This is a genomic window from Aeromonas ichthyocola (genome assembly GCF_046087985.1).
Classification (GTDB): Bacteria; Pseudomonadota; Gammaproteobacteria; order Enterobacterales; family Aeromonadaceae; genus Aeromonas; species Aeromonas rivipollensis.
Window position 1 is genome coordinate 559,030 of the sequence record NZ_JBJSWH010000003.1, and the last position, 16,012, is coordinate 575,041.

Annotated in this window: 16 protein-coding genes, 1 tRNA gene, 1 other RNA gene and 1 pseudogene; 13 read left to right on the top strand and 6 right to left on the bottom strand. The window is 61.8% G+C overall.

Annotated features, from left to right (window positions below; translation table 11 throughout):
- Window positions 1-71: 71 nt before the first annotated feature.
- On the bottom strand, window positions 72-2,012 hold the full coding sequence (locus tag ACF2JD_RS11420) for a putative bifunctional diguanylate cyclase/phosphodiesterase (protein WP_290071022.1): 1,941 nt from the start codon (window positions 2,010-2,012) through the stop codon (window positions 72-74).
- 169 nt (window positions 2,013-2,181) lie between these two features.
- Here ACF2JD_RS11420 and ACF2JD_RS11425 point away from each other — a divergent pair, with 169 nt between their 5' ends.
- From ACF2JD_RS11425 to ACF2JD_RS11440, 4 genes are all read left to right on the top strand, one after another.
- Complete coding sequence (locus tag ACF2JD_RS11425) at window positions 2,182-2,883, top strand: DUF2982 domain-containing protein (RefSeq protein ID WP_111913365.1); 702 nt, start codon at window positions 2,182-2,184, stop codon at window positions 2,881-2,883.
- A gap of 77 nt (window positions 2,884-2,960) precedes the next feature.
- Complete coding sequence (locus ACF2JD_RS11430; protein ID WP_440987444.1) at window positions 2,961-3,905, top strand: LysR substrate-binding domain-containing protein; 945 nt, start codon at window positions 2,961-2,963, stop codon at window positions 3,903-3,905.
- Window positions 3,906-3,951: 46 nt separating this feature from the next.
- Window positions 3,952-4,974 carry a response regulator gene (locus ACF2JD_RS11435; protein WP_289977219.1) on the top strand — a complete coding sequence of 341 codons (1,023 nt, stop codon included), beginning with the start codon at window positions 3,952-3,954 and terminating at the stop codon, window positions 4,972-4,974.
- A 59-nt stretch (window positions 4,975-5,033) separates the two neighbouring features.
- Window positions 5,034-5,465 (top strand): PAS domain-containing protein, encoded by a 432-nt coding sequence (locus ACF2JD_RS11440; RefSeq protein WP_042650276.1) that lies wholly within the window; start codon window positions 5,034-5,036, stop codon window positions 5,463-5,465.
- Between the two features lie 66 nt (window positions 5,466-5,531).
- Here the strand turns inward: ACF2JD_RS11440 and ltaE are convergent, their stop codons facing one another.
- From ltaE to ACF2JD_RS11455, 3 genes are all read right to left on the bottom strand, one after another.
- Window positions 5,532-6,548: a low-specificity L-threonine aldolase gene (ltaE, locus tag ACF2JD_RS11445; RefSeq protein ID WP_106887927.1), complete on the bottom strand. Its 1,017-nt coding sequence runs from the start codon at window positions 6,546-6,548 to the stop codon at window positions 5,532-5,534.
- An 86-nt stretch (window positions 6,549-6,634) separates the two neighbouring features.
- Window positions 6,635-7,342 (bottom strand): short-chain dehydrogenase, encoded by a 708-nt coding sequence (locus ACF2JD_RS11450; RefSeq protein ID WP_440987445.1) that lies wholly within the window; start codon window positions 7,340-7,342, stop codon window positions 6,635-6,637.
- 74 nt (window positions 7,343-7,416) lie between these two features.
- Complete coding sequence (locus tag ACF2JD_RS11455; RefSeq protein ID WP_111913373.1) at window positions 7,417-7,824, bottom strand: XRE family transcriptional regulator; 408 nt, start codon at window positions 7,822-7,824, stop codon at window positions 7,417-7,419.
- A gap of 178 nt (window positions 7,825-8,002) precedes the next feature.
- Here ACF2JD_RS11455 and ACF2JD_RS11460 point away from each other — a divergent pair, with 178 nt between their 5' ends.
- Window positions 8,003-8,902: an aldo/keto reductase gene (locus tag ACF2JD_RS11460; protein ID WP_234675830.1), complete on the top strand. Its 900-nt coding sequence runs from the start codon at window positions 8,003-8,005 to the stop codon at window positions 8,900-8,902.
- A gap of 72 nt (window positions 8,903-8,974) precedes the next feature.
- Here the strand turns inward: ACF2JD_RS11460 and ACF2JD_RS11465 are convergent, their stop codons facing one another.
- Window positions 8,975-9,253 (bottom strand): RNA recognition motif domain-containing protein, encoded by a 279-nt coding sequence (locus ACF2JD_RS11465; protein WP_081805676.1) that lies wholly within the window; start codon window positions 9,251-9,253, stop codon window positions 8,975-8,977.
- A 211-nt stretch (window positions 9,254-9,464) separates the two neighbouring features.
- Entirely contained in the window at window positions 9,465-10,007 is a 543-nt protein-coding gene (locus ACF2JD_RS11470) for a hypothetical protein (protein WP_163147528.1), read from the bottom strand.
- A 163-nt stretch (window positions 10,008-10,170) separates the two neighbouring features.
- Here ACF2JD_RS11470 and mepA point away from each other — a divergent pair, with 163 nt between their 5' ends.
- The 8 genes and pseudogenes from mepA to ACF2JD_RS11510 all read left to right on the top strand — a co-directional run bounded on the left by mepA (window position 10,171) and on the right by ACF2JD_RS11510 (window position 15,514).
- On the top strand, window positions 10,171-10,914 hold the full coding sequence (gene mepA / locus ACF2JD_RS11475) for a penicillin-insensitive murein endopeptidase (RefSeq protein WP_106886596.1): 744 nt from the start codon (window positions 10,171-10,173) through the stop codon (window positions 10,912-10,914).
- Window positions 10,915-10,956: 42 nt separating this feature from the next.
- Window positions 10,957-11,562 (top strand): LemA family protein, encoded by a 606-nt coding sequence (locus ACF2JD_RS11480; protein ID WP_162519308.1) that lies wholly within the window; start codon window positions 10,957-10,959, stop codon window positions 11,560-11,562.
- Window positions 11,559-12,302 (top strand): TPM domain-containing protein, encoded by a 744-nt coding sequence (locus ACF2JD_RS11485; protein ID WP_440987446.1) that lies wholly within the window; start codon window positions 11,559-11,561, stop codon window positions 12,300-12,302. Before ACF2JD_RS11480 ends, ACF2JD_RS11485 begins: the two co-directional genes overlap by 4 nt.
- 20 nt (window positions 12,303-12,322) lie before the next feature.
- Window positions 12,323-12,940 carry a TPM domain-containing protein gene (locus ACF2JD_RS11490; protein WP_440987447.1) on the top strand — a complete coding sequence of 206 codons (618 nt, stop codon included), beginning with the start codon at window positions 12,323-12,325 and terminating at the stop codon, window positions 12,938-12,940.
- Window positions 12,941-13,117: 177 nt separating this feature from the next.
- Window positions 13,118-13,205: transfer RNA gene (locus ACF2JD_RS11495), tRNA-Ser, on the top strand.
- 224 nt (window positions 13,206-13,429) lie between these two features.
- Window positions 13,430-13,558, top strand: a non-coding RNA gene (locus ACF2JD_RS11500) — RtT sRNA.
- A gap of 348 nt (window positions 13,559-13,906) precedes the next feature.
- A complete protein-coding gene (locus ACF2JD_RS11505; protein WP_025327212.1) occupies window positions 13,907-14,665 on the top strand; it encodes a flagellar motor protein in 759 nt (252 codons plus the stop codon).
- Window positions 14,640-15,514 (top strand): annotated as a pseudogene (locus tag ACF2JD_RS11510) (flagellar motor protein MotB). The gene ACF2JD_RS11505 and the pseudogene ACF2JD_RS11510 overlap by 26 nt, the downstream one beginning before the upstream one ends.
- Window positions 15,515-16,012 lie beyond the last annotated feature (498 nt).

Genomic DNA, 16,012 nt, shown 5'->3' on the forward strand with positions numbered 1-16,012 from the left:
CGATTAATTATGTTTAATTTGGCATGTCGCGCTCCTGAAATGGGACATGCCGCACATTGTCAGCGGCGGGCTCAGCCGCCGATCAGCGGATAGTGACCAAGCTTGCACCGGATCCCGAAGCCTGCCGCCGCCACCTCCTCCGGGGTCATGGGGGGGCTGAACAGGAAGCCCTGGAAGACGTGGCAGCCCTGGGCCCGCAGGGCCGCCAGCTCGTGCTCGTCCTCCACCCCTTCCGCCAGGATCCCGAGCCCCAGACTGGTGGCCATGGCCACGGTGGCCCGGATCACCGGCAGGTTCAGCCCCACCACGAAGGAGCGATCCAGCTTGATGGTGTCGATGGGCAGACGGTTGAGGTAGGCCAGGGAGGAGTAGCCGGTGCCAAAGTCGTCGATGGCGATCTTGATCCCCTGCTCGCTCAGGGCGTCGAGGATCTCGATGCAACCCTTCATGTCCAGCATCAGCACGGTTTCGGTCAGCTCCAGCGTCAGCAGGCCCGCCTCGACCTCGGACTCCCTGAGCTGCTGCGCCACCTGTCCCGGCAGGGAGGCGGAGAGCTGGAAGCCGGAGAGGTTGACCGACACCGGCACCCGCACCTGCCATTGGCGCTGCCACTCCCCCATCTGGGCCAAGGCGGTGGCGAGCACCCAGCTCCCTATTTCACGAATGAGCCCCATCTCTTCGGCAAGCGGGATGAACTCCGCCGGCGAGACGTGCCCAAGCACGGGGTTGTACCAGCGCAGCAGGGCCTCCAGGCCGATGAGCTTCCCCTGGGCCACGTCCACCTGGGGTTGATAGCGCAGGCTCAGCTCCCCCCTGCCGACGGCCTTGGCCAGAAACTGCTTCAGGGTCAGCTTGCGGTGCAGGCTCTGCTGCATGCTGGGGGTGAAGCGCTGCCAACGCAGGCGCCCCATCTGCTTGGCCTGGTACATGGCCATGTCGGCACGGGTGATGAGGTTGTCCCCGTCGTCCGCGTCGTCCGGATAGATGGCGATGCCGATGCTGCCGCCTATGGTGACCTCAGGCACCCCGCTCAGCTGCAGCGGTTTGCTCATCTGGGAGAGCATGAGATCAGCCACCTCCTGCGCCCGCTCGCTGGCCTGACTGAGGGGCACCAGGGCGGTGAACTCGTCCCCGCCGAGGCGCGCCAGCTCCACATCCCGCGGGCAGATCTGCTTGAGCCGGCCGGCCACCCGCTCCAGCAGGCGATCCCCCGCCTTGTGGCCATAGTTGTCATTGACCAGCTTGAAGTTGTCCAGGTCCATGAACACCAGGGCAAAGCGCCCCCCCAGGCCGCAATAGGCCTCGAGGGACTTCATCAGGCCATAGCGATTGAGCAGGCCGGTGAGGGAGTCGTGCCAGGCCAGGTGACGGTGTTCGAGCTCCTCGAGCTTGCGATCCGTGATGTCCCGCATGGTCAGCAAGATCCGCGCACCCTGCTGGATGTGGCGGAACTGATACTGGAACCAGCGCATCCCCTTCTGGGTCCGGCACTCCCCCTCGGCCACCACCTCCCCCACCCGGGAGAGCCGGGTGTAGAAGGCCTCATCGTCACCGGAGAAGACCTGGGCCAGCCGGGTGATGCCGGTGCCGAAACACATGTCGAAGTGGTGGTTGCCGCTCTCGAGTGCCCCCTCGTTGTCGAACAGGCAGGCCAGGGTATCGCCGGTGGCGAGGGAGGACTCCTGATAGAGGGTGTCGGCATCGATGACCGCCTCCGTCATCATCATCTGGCGCCCGGCGAGCTGGATGCCGGAGAGGCGCAGATAGACCTGCTTCTTGACCCCCTTGGGGGAGAGGGTCCACCACTCGTTGTAACTGCGATCCTGTTGAAAATCACCGAGATAACGCTGCAACAGCAGATCGATGGCGGCGGCCATGTCGGCCGAGAAGTCGCGGGATTGCAGCTCGGCCAGGGAGCTCGCCTCCCACAACCCCAGGGCGGAGCCATTGGCCCAGTAAATGTGGTGACGCTGGATGTCATAGACCCAGATGGGCGTATGGAGCACGTCCATCGCGGTAAGCAGGCGTTCGTCTAGCGTATTCATGTTGCGTGATGATTCATGCTGAAAGCTCATGGCAGAACCAGCCAGGGCCCGTTTTTGGCAAAGGCGTCCGTGCTGGTACAAAATCCGTTCCGACCCATAATCTGGAAACAGGCAGGTGAAAAAGGGCCGAAATCATATGAAAACGCTACATGTGATCCCCATGGTCAGAAGAAATGGGCTCACACTGGTATTGTTGGGCATGGTCATAACCATTGCTATGATTTTTATACTTTTTTTCTTTCCTGAACAACTATTAATGCCGGTCATCTTCCTCCTGCTGACTGGTCTGATGACAATTCTTGTCGGGGCGCTGAAACTGGCTGAGCCTCATTTTAGTCTCTCCCTGTGTCAGGATTGTCTGCAATATCACCATAAGTACGGTGGCTGGATCCTGAAATGGAGAAATATTCAGCGAATTGACCAACCACGTATCCATTTAGGGTGGGATCTGGTGCCCCTGCCCTACATAGGTTTGAAGATTAAGGATTACGACGATTTTTTGACGCTGATCACACCCAGGCTGGCCGTTCGCCTGCTGACCGAGCAGCGCGCCGTGCTGTTGCAGGCCATCAGCAGCGAGCGCCCCGACTGCCTCACCGGAGGCTGCGGCAGCGGGCTGCTGGGCGAGGGGCTGCTGGAGGAGAGCCGCTTTCGCTCCCCCTCAGGCCAGCAATACGATGGGGTGATCGCCATGCTGGGCAACCGCATGGCCAGACTGCGGGATCTGCTGGGTTATGATCTCCTGGTGCCGGACAACAGCCTGGACCGCCCCCCCGCCGACTTCGTCCATTTGCTCAATCAGTACCAGCGCGAGTCGAATCTAATCCAGATCAATTAAACGCCGGATTGCGCTTGCCAAGCCTGGCGACTCTTCATAAGGTCACGGGCTTGTTACAAACACCCCCTAAGCCGCTTATGAAGTACATCGAAGAGTTCTATCTGTTCGTCAAGGTGGTGCAAGAGGGCGGTTTCTCCCACGCCGCCGCCGCGCTGGGCATGCCGACCGGCACCATCAGTCGACGCATTTCACAACTGGAAGAACAGCTCGGGTGCGCCTTGCTGCACAGATCCACCCGCAAGCTGCGCCTCACCGACGAGGGGCTGCGCTATTACGAGCGCCTGTGCACGCCGCTGGCCGAAATCGAGCAGGCGACCGGCGAGATCCAGGGCCAGGAGAGGGACATCAGCGGCCTCATCCGCCTCGCCGCGCCCATCGCCCTCTCCAATACCATACTGGTCGACATGCTGGCTGACTTTGGTCTGCGCTATCCCGGGGTGCAGTTCGACATCAGCCAGACCAACGATCACGCCCCCCTCTGTGATCAGGACAGGGATCTGGTGTTTTTCAACGGCGAGCTCTCCCAGACCCTGCCCAATGCCCTCTGCCTCGGTTACATCGAGTACGGCCTGTTTGCCTCCCCTCTCTATCTGGAGAAGATGGGCATCCCCTCCCACCCGGCGCAGCTGGAAGAGCACGATCTCATCTACTGCTGGCCCCACCAGCACTGGCAGCTGAGTGGGCGGGACCAGCAGACGGTGCAGGTCAAGCGGACACCGCGCCTGAACGTCAACCAGACCCAGGCCGCCGTGCGGGCAGCCCGGCGCCACCTCGGCATCGTCAATGCCCCCCTGCACTATGTGCACCCCTTCCTGCAAGATGAGCAGCTGGTCGCCGTGCTGCCGGACTGGCAGTCGGGCAAGCGCCCCTTCTACATGCTCCATTGCCAGCCCCAGTTCACCCCGTTGCGTGTTAAGATGTTTGCCGATTTCGTCGAGAAATACTCCGCACGCTATCGCCATCATCAGCGGGACGATCAATTTTTGCCGGCCATGCCGCTGCCCGTTGCATCTGACGGTTGATCGCCCACACTTAGCGCAATCCTCGTTGCACAGGTCGGCTAACACTATGAATGTATTGATATGTGATGACTCGGGGTTCGCTCGCAAGCAGTTGATGCGCGCCCTGCCTGCCGGCTGGAATGTCACCCTGCACCAGGCCGCTGACGGCTTGGAAGGGGTTGAGCAGATCCTGATGGGCCACGGCGATCTGATCTTTCTCGATCTGACCATGCCAGAAATGGACGGCTATGGCGTGCTGGAGACCCTCAAGCGCGAGGGGCTGCGCAGCAAGGTGATAGTGGTCTCCGGTGACATCCAGCCGGAAGCCCACGCCCGCGTCATGGCCCTCGGGGCCCTCGATTTCATCAAGAAACCGGCCTCACCGGAGAGCCTGCTCGCCCTGCTCAGCCGCCACGGCTTGTGGCAAGCGGCGCCCCACCCGGCCGCCGCACCCGCCCTTGCCGTCCCCGGTCACGCCCCCCTCGAGAGCACCATCCAGTTCACCCCAGAGCTGCGGGATGTCTATCAGGAGCTCGCCAACGTCGCCATGGGCCAGGGGGCCGATCTGCTGGCTCGCCTGCTGGATGCCTTCGTGCTGCTGCCCATCCCCAACGTCAACGTGCTGGAGGTCTCCGAGCTGCACATGGCCCTCTCGGCCGCCGCCGAGTCGGATACCCTCTCCGCCGTCTGCCAGGGGTTCATCGGGGCCGGTATCGCCGGCGAGGCGCTCCTGCTGTTTCACGATGCCAGCTTCCAGGATCTGGCACGCCTGATGAACCATCAGGGGGTGCTGGATCACAACGCCGAACTGGAACTGCTGATGGATACCGCCAACGTCTTGATCGGGGCCTTCCTGCGCGGCTATGCCAACCAGCTCGACACCCCCTTCAGCCAGGGCCATCCCGTGGTGCTCGGTCAGCACAGACCCATTAGGGATCTCATTCGCACCAACCAGAGCCGCTGGCGCCGCACCCTGGCCATCGAGATCAACTACCGGGTGCAGGGGTATGCGGTGCAGTGCGACCTGCTGCTGCTGTTCACCGAAGACTCCATCGCCACCATGAACAACAAGATCATGCATATGCTTTAACGGTTGCCAATCAGCACCTTGCAGCATCAACAACATAGACTCAGGCACCAGGAGTGACCATGGAAATCCGGGAATTTCATTGGCTGATGAACATAGTCCAGAACCTGGATGTGGGGCTGGTCGTGCTCGACAAGGGCTACCGGGTTCAGGTATGGAACGGCTTCATGGAGAGCCACAGCGGCCGACTGGCCGGCGAGGTGCGCGATCAGGTGCTGTTCGATCTCTTCCCCGACGTTGACCGCGCCTGGCTGGAACGCAAGGCGAACATGGTGTTCAAGCTCAACAACCGCGCCTTCAGCACCTGGGAGCAGCGCCCCTATCTGTTGCGCTTCTCCAACTATCGCCCCATCACGGGCTCGGCACCCCACATGTACCAGAACCTGACCCTGGTGCCCCTGGCCGATTTTGGCGGCGAGGTCACCCATCTGGCCATCATGATCTACGACGCCACCGACGAGGCCATGCTGATCACGGGCCAGCGCCAGGGGTGATTCTTCGGTACAGAGACACAAGAAGGGCGCCATCAGGCGCCCTTCTTCGCTTCATGCCGATCAGACTCAGCCGTTCAGAAACTCGGTGAAGGCATCTATCACCTCGTCGATGTCGTCATCGGTGATCTGCAGATGGGTCACCAGCCTCAGCTCTCCATAGCCGGAGAAGAGGATGCCGCGCTCCTTCATGAAGCCGAGCAAGGTGGCGGGATCCCCCTGAGTCAAGCGCAGGAACACCATATTGGTCTGCACCTCTTCCATATTGAGCGCTATGCCGGGCAAGGGGGCCAGCCCCTCAGCCAGGCGCCTGGCGCGGCGATGATCGTCCGCCAGCCGGGTGACGTGCTGATCCAGGGCAAACAGGGCGGCCTGGGCCAGGATCCCCCCCTGACGCATGCCGCCCCCCAGCATCTTGCGCAGCCGTCTGGCCCGCGCGATAAAGCCATGGGAGCCCACCAGCAATGAACCGACCGGCGCCCCCAGCCCCTTGGAGAGGCAGACGGAGATGCTGTCGAAGGGGGCCGCTATCGCCGCGACCGGCTCGCCGCTCGCCACCACCGCATTGAAGAGGCGGGCCCCGTCCAGGTGCAGCAGCAAGCCGTGCTCATCCACAAAGTCGCGCATCTCGCGCAGGTAATGCAGCGGCAGCACCTTGCCATTGTGGGTATTTTCAAGGCACACCAGCCGGGTCTGGACGAAGTGGGCGTCATCGGGGGCAATGGCGGCCCGCACGTCGCTCAGGGCCAGGGTACCGTCGGCCTGCGTGGGGACAGACTGCAGGGCCACCGAGCCCAGCACGGCAGAGCCCTGCGCCTCGTAGCGATAGATGTGGGAGGCAGAACCCAGCACGGCCCCTTCCCCGCGCTGGCAGTGGCTCATCATCGCCAGCAGGTTGGACATGGTGCCGGATGGCACGAACAGGGCCGCCTCTTTGCCCAGCAGTTCGGCACCTTTGTGCTCGAGCGCATTGATGCTGGGATCTTCCCCGTAGACATCATCTCCCACCTCGGCATGCAGCATGCTCTGGCGCATGGCTTCCGTGGGTTGGGTCACGGTATCACTTCGTAAATCGATATAGCGCATGTCATCCTCCTGATGCAGGAGCATGACATTAACCAGCCGGCATCATGCTGGCAAGGGATGGGGGGCGGGAATGTGAGCCCGGCGGCTCACCAGGGCAGCGGCTGGCCATGCAAGTCCACGAAACGGCCGGAGTGCGCCTGGGTCAGCGAGGCCAGGAGATCCAGCAACTGCGGCGCCACCAGGGCGGGATCCTGCAACAGGGCCGGGTCAAGCCCCTGCCGGAAGGGTTGCTGCATGGGGGTGTCCATGAGCCCGGGGTGAACCGTGATGACACCGGCGCCGGGGAAGCGCTCGGCCCACTCGGCGGCCAGGATCCTGGCCCCCATGTTGAGGGCCGCCTTGCTCATCCGGTAGCTGTAGCGCCCGACGGCCTCCAGGTTGCCCGTCCCCAGGCTGCCCGCCAGATCCGAGAGAGAGCAGAGCCACAGCTGGCTCTCGGGGGTCATGAGCCGGCTCAGGCTGGCCCCTAGGGCCAGGTGGGGCCAGGCATTGGCCTGCAGGCTCTCCCCAAGCCACTGGGGGCTCACCTCTTCCACCCGCCGCTCCGGCATGTGATTGAGATCGTGCAGCAGACCTATGGTGTTGATCACCACCCTCGGCAATGTGGTGGCGTCATAGAGGGTGAACAGGGCCTCGAAGGAGAGCGGGTCCACCTCCTGCAACGGGAAATAGCAGGCGGGATCCAGCCCTTTTGGCAACTGCCTGCCCGCCAGCAACCACTCTTCGCCACGGCTGGCGAGTTCGTGGGCCAGGCCCCCCCCCAATCCGCCACTGCCCAGGATCAGATAACTCATCTGTGTGTCCTTGGATTTGTCCATTGCTTAGAGGGTATCAGAAGAATGGCGCCCTGCCGGGGACCCCGGCGGCCTCAGGCCTCTGCCAGATGGCGGCCGAACTCCCGCGCCCGCGCCAGATCCAGAAAACCGTCCGCCTGCTTGTGGCTGCGCAGGAACTGGTAATAGGCGAGCAGGGTCACCAGATGCTGCTCGTCCGGCAGCGGCTGGCCGGGGAGCGTCTCCTGCACCAGCGCCCCCGCCGCCGCCAGCGCGTCCCTGTCCACCACCTCGGCCTGGCGATAGAGGTAACCGCAGCCGGTGGCGAGCCACTCCAGGGAGCAGTTGGCCCCCATGGCGATCTGGTTCGCCTTGCCAAGACCGGGCTCGGCCCCTTTCAGATACTTGCGGATCAGGGCCTCACTCAGCCCCACCTTGCGGGCGAAGGCGCTGACGCTGCCCTCCCCGATCAGGCTCTGCAGCCTGGCGGCAAATCCTTCCATCACAACCCCTCCATCGTCTTTTTGGCCCGTCTCTGCGCCCGGGCCCCTGTGTCGGTCAGAACCATAGTTCGAATTCGCGAGGGGGGCATTATTGCCTTGTCCGCCAGAAGAGACCAAGATGCTGGCAGCATTGATTCTGCCTTTATTTGTCCGTCTCTTTATCCGTAGAGGAGTCACCATGTCCGTATCCCGTCTTGCCCTGCACCATCAAGGCCCCACCTTCTCCCGCCTCATCATGGGCTACTGGCGCCTGATGGAGTGGCAACTCTCCCCGGCCGCCCTGCTGGATCTGATGAAATACCACCTGGATCTCGGGGTCACCACCATAGATCACGCCGACATCTACGGCGGTTACCAGTGCGAGGAGGCCTTCGGCCAGGCCCTGCGTCTGGAGCCCTCCCTGCGCAGCCGGATGGAGCTTGTCAGCAAGTGCGGCATCGCCCTCACCGCCAAGCCGGAACACGCCCTCAATCACTACAACACCAGCAAGGGCCACATCGTCGCCAGCGCCGAGGCTTCCTTGCAAAAGCTCGGCACCGATCACCTGGATCTGCTGCTGATCCACCGCCCGGATCCCTTGATGAATGCCGACGAGGTGGCCGAGGCCTTCATCAGTCTCAAGCAGGCGGGCAAGATCAAGCACGCCGGTGTCTCCAACTTCACGCCCCACCAGTTCGCGCTGCTGCAATCCCGCCTGCCCTTCCCCCTGGTCACCAACCAGCTGGAGATCTCGCCGCTGCACCAGGAAGGAACGCTGGATGGCGCCCTGGATCAGTGCCAGCAACTGGGCATCAAACCCATGGCCTGGTCCTGCCTCGGTGGCGGACGGCTGTTCAACGATCCCGCCTATGCCCCGCTGCGGGCCGAGCTCGAGCAGATCCGCCATGAAGTGGGCGCTCAGCACATAGAGCAGGTGGTCTACGCCTGGGTGATGATGCTGCCGAGCCAGCCGCTGCCGCTCATCGGCTCGGGCAAGCGGGAGCGGATCGCCGCCGCCGTGGCGGCCGAGTCCATCCAGCTCAACCGTCAGCAGTGGTTCCGCATCCGCAAGGCCGCCCTGGGTTACGATGTGCCCTGATCCCGCCACTGAGCGCGAGGCAAACAAAAACGGCATGGATTGCTCCATGCCGTTTCTCGTTATCGAGACGATTCAACGATGGCGCTGGGGGCGACCACGAGGTGCATCTGTCTTCGGTTTGGCCTGGTTGACTGTGATGGTCCGGCCACCTATTTCGGTGCCGTGCAACTCGGCGATGGCCTTCTCGGCATCCCCGTTGACAGGCATTTCAATGAAGCCAAACCCCTTGGACTGACCGGTATCGCGATCGATGATGATATCGACCTTGTCTACCTGCCCAAATTGGCTGAACACATTTGTCAGTTCGTCGGCCGTCATCCGGTACGACAGATTACCTACGTAAATCTTCATGCCATCCACTCTCGATTCAAGGTGCCTTCTCTATGCATCCACCGACCTGGAGTAAGGGCACAACCCCCCTGCCGGACCAGCCATGGCATCATGCCGTGGCACTCCCTGCCTCGAGGCCCAAGTCGTTGATCTCTTGGACTATCGGAGCAGGAAAGATCAATTCGAATCAGAGGGAGTATCTGAGCTTTGCGATAAATTGTCGAGAAAATAGTCAGACTGGTTGCAGCACGGCCAACAAGCTGCTCAGGGCGCGGCGGCTGTGCCAGGCCCGTTTAAAACCAAAGCGATAGACACCGGGGGCCACCTCATGGGTGCCTTCCCGGGTCAGCCCCAGCAAGGCAGTGGCGTCTGCCAGGGTTTCCCCATCCAGTCCCAGATCCAGGCTGAAGTCGAGCCACTGACCGTCGTGCCCCACCTTGCGATCCCGCTCTATGCCCACCAATGCCGCCCTCGGCAGGGCCAGGGCCCTGTCTTCGCCACCATTGAGCAGATAGAGGTGATGGTCGTCCCAGGCGAGCTCCGCCAACCGCCAGCGCTGCCAGTTGCGCGGCAACACCATCATCACCAGCACTATGCCGCCAAACACCAGACCGACCCAGGGCAGCAGCCCCATCTCGGGATACCCCAGCAAGAGCGCGGCCACCACAGTGCCCAGGCTCGCCAGCAGCAGGCAGATCATGACCCCGTAGAAGCGCCGCGCCGGGGGCATCAGCCAGTTCACGCCCCCCCGCGATGCCAGTTCACTGACTCTCATTTCATCCTCCTCACATGATGGAAACGGCCCTGCCGCCCCGTGTTGGCCCGCATTGTGCGCGAGCCCGCCCATGGGTTGCAACCGGCGCGGCGGCGCGGATGACGACTGGCCGCCACTCTTGGTATGCTTGGGGCTGTCTGAGCCCGCCATCTTCAGGAGTCCCATGTTCGCCACTGCCCTGCTGTTCACCACCAGCGCCCTCTATGCAGAAGCCATCGGCGGCTACGCGGCCGGTTGTCTGAAAAACGGCGTATCCCTGCCGCTGACGGGACCCGGTTATCAGGTGATCCGCACCAAGCGGCTGCGCTATTACGGTCACCCCGATCTCATTCACTACTTGCAGGGCCTGGCCAACCAGACCAGGCTGGCCGGCATGCCGGATCTCTATATCGCCGATCTCGCCATGGCCCGTGGCGGCCCCTTCACCTCCGGCCATCGCAGCCACCAGACCGGCCTCGACGCCGACATCTGGTTCCGGATGGCAAACCGCCCCATCAGCAAATGGGAGCAGGACGCCCCCAAGGAGTGGGCGCTGATCGATGAGCCCAGCTACAAAATGCTGCCGGGGCGCTTTGGCCCCCAGCAGCTCAATCTGCTGCGCCTCGCCGCCAGCAAGCCCGAGGTGGCGCGCATCTTCGTCAACCCCGTCATCAAGGCCGAGGTGTGCAAACGGGCGGCCGATGAACCCTGGGTCGCCAAGCTGCGCCCCTGGGTCGGCCACTTCAGCCACTTTCACGTCAGGTTGCGTTGCCCGGCGAACAGCCCGGATTGCCAGCCCCAGGCCCCCATCCCACCCGGCAATGGTTGCGATGCCGAGCTGGCCTCCTGGCTCAAGGACAAGCCCCAGTTGCCCAAGGTCTCCATGAGCTACCGTGCCCCCGTCTTACCGAGGCGTTGTGAGGGTTGACCACAAGCTGCTATGGTGAGCCGATATCCGTCAGAAATTTCAATGGAGAACAACAAGATGGCCACTTCACTCCGGCACAGGGCCACCCAGTGCCTGCTGACTTTCACCCTGCTGCTGGGATTGACCGGGTGCGGCATGAACAACATTCCCACCCTGGATGAGCAGGTCAAGGCGAGCTGGGGCCAGGTCGAGAACCAGTACCAGCGCCGCGCCGATCTCATTCCCAACTTGGTGGCCACCGTCAAGGGGTACGCCAGCCACGAGCAGGAGACCCTGAAAGCGGTCACCGATGCCCGCGCCCGGGTCGGCAGCGTGCAGGTGAGCGACCCCTCCCAGCTCAAGGCCTTTGAAGCGGCCCAGGATCAGCTCTCCAGCGCCCTCTCCCGCCTGATGGTGGTGGTCGAGCGCTACCCGGATCTGAAAGCGGATCAGCAGTTCCTGACCCTACAGGCCCAGCTGGAAGGCACCGAGAATCGCATCGCTGTGGCCAGGCGCGACTACATAGAGGCGGTGCGCCAGTTCAATACCGAGATCCGCACCTTCCCGGGGGTCATCTGGTCCAAGCTGCTCTATTCGGATCTCGAGGCCAAACCCAGTTTCAGCGCCAAGCCCGGTGCCGATGAGGCGCCCAAGGTCAGCTTCCAATGACCATGATGTTGCGCGCGCTGCTCCCCTTGCTGCTGCTCTGGACGGTAGCGCTGCAAGCCGCGCCCACCTTTCCGGCCCTGAGCGGACGTGTGGTGGATGAGGCGGCCCTGATGTCCCGCAAGCAGGCCCACCAGCTGACCCAGCAGCTGGCGGCCTTCGAGAAGCGCAGCGGTATCCAGCTGGTGGTGGTCTCCGTCGACAGCCTCGATGGGGAAACCATAGAGGAGTACGGCTACCAGCTCGGTCGCCACTGGGGCATAGGCCAGAAGGGCAAGGACAACGGCGTGCTGCTGCTGATCGCCCAGGATGAGCGCAAGGTGCGCATCGAGGTAGGCTATGGCCTGGAGGGCGCCCTGCCCGATGCCATCGCCGCCAACATCATCCAGACCCGGATCCTGCCCGCCTTCAAGCGCGGCGACATGGTGGCCGGCGTGGTGGCCGGCAGCCAGAGCATCATGCAGGCCCTGGCGGGTGAGTACCGGCCGGCAGACAACAACAACAACAACAACAACAACAACAACAAGGGTGGGATACTCAGCGACCTCTGGCGATTTTTCCACACTGTAATTGTTCTGATCGTCATCATGATTCTGCACAGTGGTGGCGGTTGGTTAAGAGGGGGACGTCGAACGGGTGGATTTGGTGCCGGCTCCTCTGGCCGCTCCTCTGGCCGCTCTGGCGGTGGATTTCGCGGTGGTGGCGGCAGTTTTGGCGGCGGCGGAGCCTCCGGTGGCTGGTAACAGGAGTAAAGAGACAAATCATGATTTCTAAACAGTTCTTCCACACGCTTCAGGCCAAGGTGCGCGAAGCGGAGCTAGAGACTGATGCTGAACTGGTCACGGTGCTGGCTCCGGCCAGCGATGGGTATCGCTACATTCCCACCCTCTGGGCGGCGCTGCTGGCCATGCTCACCCCCTTGCTGGTGTTCCAGCTCGGCTTCTGGCTCGGCTGGTACGAGATCCTGCTGGTGCAGTGGTCGGTCTGGTTGCTGCTGAGCCTGCTGTTCCACTGGACCCCCATCAAGATGCGGCTGATCCCGAAAAAGGTGCGTCAGCACAGGGCTGCCCTGATGGCCCGCCTGCAATTTGTCGAGCAGGGGCTGCACCGCACCCGCGACCGGCTCGGGGTGCTGATCTTCGTCTCGGTGGCGGAGCACTATGTGGAGATCCTGGTGGATGACGGCATAGCCCAGCACATAGACAACACGCAGTGGCAGCAGATCATCGACGACTTCGTGGTGCGAGTGCGCAACAAGGAGGTGGAGCAGGGCTTCCTCGAGTGCGTGGAGCGCACCAGCGCCATCCTGACCGATGCGTTTCCGGCGACCCGGGATCAAAACGAGTTGCCCGACAGCCTGATCATTTTGGACAAACCCTGAGCCGGTTTAAAAAACCGGCATTCTGTGCAAGGGATAGGCATTCGATAAAGATTCTGAAAAATAAGGGGAAAAGTGTTTGACCCCGAGTCAGCTTTCCCCTAAATTACGCCCCGTTCCAGCGCAACAGCGTAGCGAACCACGTGGCGATTGAACACGTTAAACAGCAGTCAAAAATTTGGTGAGGTGTCCGAGTGGCTGAAGGAGCACGCCTGGAAAGTGTGTATACGGCAACGTATCGAGGGTTCGAATCCCTCCCTCACCGCCAAATAAAGTAAAAGGGCCTGTCGCAAGACAGGCCCTTTTACTTTATCCGGTGATGGGCGGCTCGGTTCTAACCCTGGTTCGACAAGGGGGCAGGACAGCCCCCTTGGACAGCCGCAGGCTGCCCGCAGGGCGAGCGCCAGGGATGGCGCGAGTCAATCCCGACCCACCGCCAAATTGAAAACCGACCTCAGGGTCGGTTTTTTGCATCTGGTGGCGCAGCAAAAACTGATGCCCATGGAGGGAGGGTGAGAACCCTCGCCGGGTTCGAGCAGAGCAGCTTGGTGCGATGAACGGCCAACGGCCGCCCCGAAGGGGTGAGCCACGCAGTGGCGAATCATCCCTCCCCACCGCCAAATTATAAAAAACCGACCTCAGGGTCGGTTTTTTGCGTTTGAACTCCTGCGCCCCCAGAACCGAGGGAGGAAGACCGATCTCCACCACTCCTCGCCCATCACTCTCTTTTTATCACCGACCTGTCGGCACAATCCCTCTCCACTTGACCAAGGGGCCAGGATACCCGGTTGCCCCTTGCTGCCATGTTGGCGCCCGCCAGCCCTCATGATCGTGCGACTCGGGCCGACACAGTAGGGTAACCCCGTGCCGGTTAGCTCCCGGATATTGCTCACCGATTGTATTTCGTTTTGAAAAACTGATAGTTAAATGGCTACACTAGCCACACACAACGCATAGGGATATGGACAAATGAGTCTTATTGGTTTGCTGCTGGCCCTGGCTGCCATCCTGGGTGGCAACATCATCGAGGGGGGGCACCCCAGCGCCCTGCTCGATCTCCCCGCCTTTCTCATCGTGATCGGGGGCACAGTGGGTGCCGCCCTGACCCAGTTCCCCTTCTCCGTGGTCGGCAAGACCTTCAAGCGTTTCAAGTGGCTCATCTCTCCCCTGCGCCTCGACATGCTGGAGCAGGCCCAGTTGCTGGAGACTCTGGCAGGCAACGCCCGGCGCAGCGGCATGCTGGCGCTGGAGGGGATGATCGATGACATCAAGGATCCCTTCCTGAAAAAGGGGGTGCAGATGATGGTGGATGGCTACGAGAAGACCAAGATCCACGAGGTGCTGGAAAACGAGATCGAATTCGAGCAGGAAGATCTCGAGCAGACCGTCAAATTCTACGAAGCCATGGGGGGCTACTGCCCGACCATGGGGATAGTCGGTGCCGTGTTTGGCCTGATCCATGCCATGGGACTGCTGGATGCGCCGGACAAACTCGGTGGCGCCATCGCGGTGGCCTTCATCGCCACCATCTACGGGGTCGGCGCCGCCAACCTGATCTTCCTGCCCTTTGGCAACCGCTACAAGGGCTTCGCCCACCAGATCCGCCACTACAAGGAGATGACCCTGACCGGCATCCTCTGCATAGTGGATGGCGAGTCACAACAACGGCTGCAAGTGACCCTTGAACCCTACCTCGGAGGCCATGGTGGCGAAAAAGAAAAAGGCTGAAGCTCCGGAGAACCATGAGCGCTGGCTGGTCTCCTATGCCGACTTCATGACCCTGCTGTTTGCCCTGTTCGTGGTGCTCTACTCCTTCGCCATGGCCAAGCAGTCGGAGACCCGGGTACTGATCCAGGGCTTTATCGAGTCTCTTGGCAAGATAGGTCTCATCTCTCTGCCCGCCGGTTCTCCCGTGATGCAGGGGGGCACGGATTCCTGGAACCTGAATCGAAAACCACTCCCAGCAGCCGAAAAAGAGACCCTATTGGATAAAGAGGCTCATGGCCGCGGCATCTGACCCCTTCAACGAGACCATTGGCGCCTCGGAAAAGCCTAGCGCAACGGAGCCTGGCCCCATAAGACCAAGGAGCAGGAGTGGGTGCAGGTGACCAAAGAAGAAGCTGGAACAGCAGCTCAAGGCCCAGATTGAATCCAAGGATCTCGAGGTGGAGCAACTCGGCAGTCAACTGGTGATCCGCATCGGCGAGAAGGCGCTCTTCCCGCCGATTCGGCGTTTCTGCAGCCCCAGTTCATCCCGCTGGTCAACAAAATCGCCGGCATTCTGGCCAATATTCCGGGGCAAGTTGTGGTCACCGGGCATACCGATAATTCCCAGGCCCCAGGTGGAGCTTTATCGCAGCAACTGGGAGCTCTCGGTGCTACGGGCCTCCTCCATCGTGCAGACCATGCTGGCCAACCCCCAGCTCGATGCCAGACGGGTCATAGCCCAGGGTGTTGCCGACACCCGCCCCGCTTCGCCAATGACACCGCCGAACATCGCCAGGCGAACCGCCGGGTCGATATCACCCTCTCTCAGGCAAGGCAGCAGAAGAGTCGCTGCAGTTGCTCAAGCCCTAACCACCCCGCTCCCGCCTCGCGCGGGAGTATCTTTTTAAAAACAAATAACTCGGTAATATCAACACCACAAGACCAAAATGGTAATTATTTGCATTTATCACCTAATGGTCAGGCCTCTGCGAAGCAATGTCGCCCTCAGACCCAAACAAAAACAATTGTCATTACGAACAAACTGCTTCCGGCATGGCCGGCACTCCGGTGTGCCTCGGCTGGCGCGGCCGCTCTTCCCCTGTGGAGAAGGCGCGCAGCGATGACACTATCATTGTCACCGGGCAACGAGAACAACAGAAACATCTCCGATGTCTCCGGCTCCATCACCATCATCACCCAGGAGGATCTGGACCGTCAGATCGCCAGCGAGCTGACCCGTGGCTCCGGACATTCCCCGGTGTCTCGGTCGCCAGCCGCTGGCGACCACAGAACATCAGCGTGCGCGTCAGCAACGGCTTTGGCGCCGATAAAATCAATGACAAGGTGGGTCGCTTCAACTTCTCGATC

Excerpts from the sequence above, each read along its gene's own strand:
- ACF2JD_RS11440 (WP_042650276.1), top strand. The coding sequence starts at position 5,034 with ATGGAAATCCGGGAATTTCATTGGCTGATGAACATAGTCCAGAACCTG.
- ACF2JD_RS11455 (WP_111913373.1), bottom strand. The coding sequence starts at position 7,824 with ATGGAAGGATTTGCCGCCAGGCTGCAGAGCCTGATCGGGGAGGGCAGC.
- ltaE (WP_106887927.1), bottom strand. The coding sequence starts at position 6,548 with ATGCGCTATATCGATTTACGAAGTGATACCGTGACCCAACCCACGGAA.
- ACF2JD_RS11435 (WP_289977219.1), top strand. The coding sequence starts at position 3,952 with ATGAATGTATTGATATGTGATGACTCGGGGTTCGCTCGCAAGCAGTTG.
- ACF2JD_RS11465 (WP_081805676.1), bottom strand. The coding sequence starts at position 9,253 with ATGAAGATTTACGTAGGTAATCTGTCGTACCGGATGACGGCCGACGAA.
- ACF2JD_RS11505 (WP_025327212.1), top strand. The coding sequence starts at position 13,907 with ATGAGTCTTATTGGTTTGCTGCTGGCCCTGGCTGCCATCCTGGGTGGC.
- ACF2JD_RS11480 (WP_162519308.1), top strand. The coding sequence starts at position 10,957 with ATGGAGAACAACAAGATGGCCACTTCACTCCGGCACAGGGCCACCCAG.
- ACF2JD_RS11485 (WP_440987446.1), top strand. The coding sequence starts at position 11,559 with ATGACCATGATGTTGCGCGCGCTGCTCCCCTTGCTGCTGCTCTGGACG.
- mepA (WP_106886596.1), top strand. The coding sequence starts at position 10,171 with ATGTTCGCCACTGCCCTGCTGTTCACCACCAGCGCCCTCTATGCAGAA.
- ACF2JD_RS11460 (WP_234675830.1), top strand. The coding sequence starts at position 8,003 with ATGTCCGTATCCCGTCTTGCCCTGCACCATCAAGGCCCCACCTTCTCC.
- ACF2JD_RS11490 (WP_440987447.1), top strand. The coding sequence starts at position 12,323 with ATGATTTCTAAACAGTTCTTCCACACGCTTCAGGCCAAGGTGCGCGAA.
- ACF2JD_RS11420 (WP_290071022.1), bottom strand. The coding sequence starts at position 2,012 with ATGGACGTGCTCCATACGCCCATCTGGGTCTATGACATCCAGCGTCAC.
- ACF2JD_RS11425 (WP_111913365.1), top strand. The coding sequence starts at position 2,182 with ATGAAAACGCTACATGTGATCCCCATGGTCAGAAGAAATGGGCTCACA.
- ACF2JD_RS11430 (WP_440987444.1), top strand. The coding sequence starts at position 2,961 with ATGAAGTACATCGAAGAGTTCTATCTGTTCGTCAAGGTGGTGCAAGAG.
- ACF2JD_RS11450 (WP_440987445.1), bottom strand. The coding sequence starts at position 7,342 with ATGAGTTATCTGATCCTGGGCAGTGGCGGATTGGGGGGGGGCCTGGCC.
- ACF2JD_RS11470 (WP_163147528.1), bottom strand. The coding sequence starts at position 10,007 with ATGAGAGTCAGTGAACTGGCATCGCGGGGGGGCGTGAACTGGCTGATG.